The sequence below is a fragment of the Modestobacter sp. DSM 44400 genome, from assembly GCF_900107175.1.
GTDB lineage: Bacteria > Actinomycetota > Actinomycetes > Mycobacteriales > Geodermatophilaceae > Modestobacter.
Genome location: NZ_FNOZ01000129.1, coordinates 1 through 2,902 on the forward strand (window position 1 = coordinate 1; position 2,902 = coordinate 2,902).

Sequence of the window (2,902 nt, forward strand, 5' to 3'; positions counted from 1 at the left end):
AGAATCAGCGCCGCCGAGTACGGTTCGCCTGCACTCGGCGACACCGCCGGGTCACCGTCTGCTGAGGGTCATTTCCCCCTCAAGTTCGAAGAGCCTCTATGACCGCGACCTCCCTGGCCTGGCCGTCGCGCTCAACACGGTCTTCGAGGCCTACCACCGGCGGCTCCCCGTTCATGCCGATCGGTAGGTCTGTCACCCCGGCGGCGAGCCGGGGTGACACAGCGCGTCGCGGGAAGGGACAGGGCCTGACGCCGTGTCACCCCTGGTCCGTCCGCGCCGGTGGGGCAACAGGCAGGTGTCAGCTGCTCGAGAAACCGAGCTGCAGCGGAACAGGAGAAGAATTATATCCCGCCACTGCACTGTCACCAACCGGACGAAATCGGCGCCTTCTCTCGTAGGCGCAATTCCACCCTGGCCGTCGGCACGCGCGGCAGACCCGCGGACAGGAGAGCGATATGGGCGACCCCGAGCGCCTCCGGGACGTGCTGAATGGTGACTCACTGCTCCTGACGCCGGAGGAGGCCGCGAAGCTCCTCCGCCTGGGCCGCACCACCGTCTACGCACTGATGAAAGCCGGCGAACTCCACCCGGTGCACATCGGGGCGCAGCTGTCGACTTTCCCGCGCCGATCTCGAGCGTTACGTCAGCCGGCTCGAGACTCCCCCGCCGAGCCCTGCGCCCCGCCGAGACCGCGCCGGCGGGGGCGAACGACCACGAACCAGCGCGGCCTGTTCGAACTCAGCTCCGACCCGGTGGACCGAGGCTGACCTGTGCATTACCTGCTCCCGATGTCAGAACGCAGCCCCACACTCGACATCGGGCGAGGACAGGGGCGAGGAGCGGTCGATGACGCCCCCCGATGAACGAGACGGCACACCCCCGCGGCGGCGGCGGGCGTCGGAGAACACCAAGCGGGCCAGCGGTGAATCCTCGATCTACCGGGACGAAGGCGGTCGCTGGCACGGCTTCGTCTCGATGGGCAAGAACGAGAACGGCCGACGCGACCGTCGTCACGTGTCCGCCGCGAAGCGCGCCGACGTAGTGGCGAAGGTGCGAGCCATCGAAGCCAAGCGGGACGCCGGAATGGTGGAAGCAGCCGGCCGGGCGCCCACGGTCTGCGACTGGCTGGATCACTGACTGGACAACATCGCGGCGCGAAAGGTCCGCGCCCGGACGTTGGAGAGCTACCGCAGCACGGTGCGCGTGCACCTTTGCCCGGGCATCGGGCACCAGCGGCTCGACCGCCTGCAGCCGGAGCACCTGGAACGGCTCTAGGCGGCGCTCGCCGACAAGGGTCTCAGCCCGGCGTCCGTCCTGCGCGCCCACCGAGTGCTGTCCCGCACCCGGCGGGTTGCCTCCCAACGCGGCAAGGTCGCCAGGAACGTCGCGACCCTGGTAGATCCGCCGTCGGTCAAGCGGCCTACGTCGGCGCTGCCGCTGAGCGCGGAGGAGGCCAGACGGGTGATGGCCACCGCACAGAACCACCGCAACGCCGCTCGTTGGACCGTGGCGCTGGCCATGGGCCTACGGCAGTCGGAAGCCCTGGGCCTGCGGTGGGCGGACGTCGACCTAGAGCAGGGCACGCTGAGCGTCCGGCGCGGCCTGCACCGCGTCGGCGGACAAGGCCTCGTCTACGAGGGAACCGAAGGCCGAGCGCAGTCGCCGGACCCTGGCGCTGCCTGCACCACTCGTCGAGGCACTCCAGGCGCACCGGGCCGCCCAGCTCGAAGAGCGCATCGCAGCCGGTCCCCTGTGGCAGGAAGACGATCTGGTCTTCGCCCAGGCCAACGGCAGGCCGATCGAGCGGAAGTCCGACTGGAAGGCCTGGAAGAGCCTCCTGAACGAGGCGGGCGTGCGCGAGGTGCGGCTGCACGACGGCCGGCACACGGCCGCGACGCTGCTGCTGTCCGAGGGCGTCCACCCGCGAGTCGTGATGGAGGTACTCGGCCACTCACAGATGCGCACGACGACCGACACCTACAGCCATGTCATGCCCGCTCTTGGCAAGGACGCTGCGGACCGGATGGGACGAGCACTGTGGGACTGACGTGGCACCGGATGTGCTCCAGTGGCCACCACGCTGGCACCAAAGACGAGTCAGGCCGCTCTCCCGGTGGGAGAACGGCCTGATCAACGGGGTGGAGCTGAGGGGACTCGAACCCCTGCCCCCCACACTGCCAGGCCGTCATGATCGCGTTCACGGAGATGCGCCACCGTGCGCGACATGGCTGTCACCTGCGCTTTCGCCGGTCCCTGGACTCCGCCGTACGGGCCCGCATCACCGCGGATTCCGCTGAACTGCAACCACAATTGCAACCACGCGGGCTGAGCCTGGGCCGCACCCGGCCCGCCTTGGAGAAGATCCGCCCGCGAAAATGCCCGGTGACGGGGTGCCAACTGTCACCTTCATCGGTAAATGGCGGGGTTCTCGCAGCGCTATGTGGCACGGTCGGCGGCTGGGCGACGGCAGCGATCTTCCGGTAGCCGATGGCCAGCCGGGCGGCGATGGACCTGTGAGGGTCAGTGCGACTCAGGGCAGCAGTGGCAGACGCATGACGATGCGGGGCCGAGCGCATCCAGACCGAGGGCTGTCTCGCGTGGCGCCGCGCCACCATGGCCGGATGTGGGTGAAGGTCCTCCTCCGCGCCCAAAGACGAGTATAAGGGACCGTTGAACAGGACCTCGCGGAATGTGGTGCCCGTGATGGTCGAGTAACCACGGGTCCGGCGCACGCCGGCAAGCTCGACCAGGAGCGCCCGGCCGACGCCTTGCCGCGCCGCCGTTGGGTGCACCGACAGCTGGTCCAGCGCTAGTGGTCCCCGCCGTTGGAACGTCGGGGGTCCGCCGTCCAGGCGGTTGGGTTGTTGAGGTAGAGGCCACAGGCGCAGTCGAGCGCCTCTTC

The 2,902-nt window shown here is 69.1% G+C and carries 3 protein-coding genes and 1 pseudogene; all 4 read left to right on the forward strand.

The features are described 5' to 3' along the window. The first annotated feature begins 455 nt into the window (after positions 1-455). The 4 genes and pseudogenes from BLW04_RS29405 (at position 456) to BLW04_RS29035 (ending at position 2,047) form a co-directional block, all read left to right on the forward strand. Positions 456-767: a helix-turn-helix domain-containing protein gene (locus BLW04_RS29405; protein ID WP_091548339.1), complete on the forward strand. Its 312-nt coding sequence runs from the start codon at positions 456-458 to the stop codon at positions 765-767. A gap of 79 nt (positions 768-846) precedes the next feature. Further along, positions 847-1,137 (forward strand): hypothetical protein, encoded by a 291-nt coding sequence (locus BLW04_RS27870; protein ID WP_217631270.1) that lies wholly within the window; start codon positions 847-849, stop codon positions 1,135-1,137. A 192-nt stretch (positions 1,138-1,329) separates the two neighbouring features. Then, positions 1,330-1,590, forward strand: a pseudogene (locus tag BLW04_RS29985) (tyrosine-type recombinase/integrase); the annotation flags it as partial. 160 nt (positions 1,591-1,750) lie between these two features. After that, positions 1,751-2,047, forward strand: coding sequence for a tyrosine-type recombinase/integrase (locus BLW04_RS29035; RefSeq protein WP_371327829.1), 297 nt, complete (start codon positions 1,751-1,753; stop codon positions 2,045-2,047). Positions 2,048-2,902 lie beyond the last annotated feature (855 nt).

Bases quoted from the DNA above. Each gene is read 5' to 3' on its own strand.
- BLW04_RS29405 (WP_091548339.1), top strand. From the start codon at position 456: ATGGGCGACCCCGAGCGCCTCCGGGACGTGCTGAATGGTGACTCACTG.
- BLW04_RS27870 (WP_217631270.1), top strand. From the start codon at position 847: ATGACGCCCCCCGATGAACGAGACGGCACACCCCCGCGGCGGCGGCGG.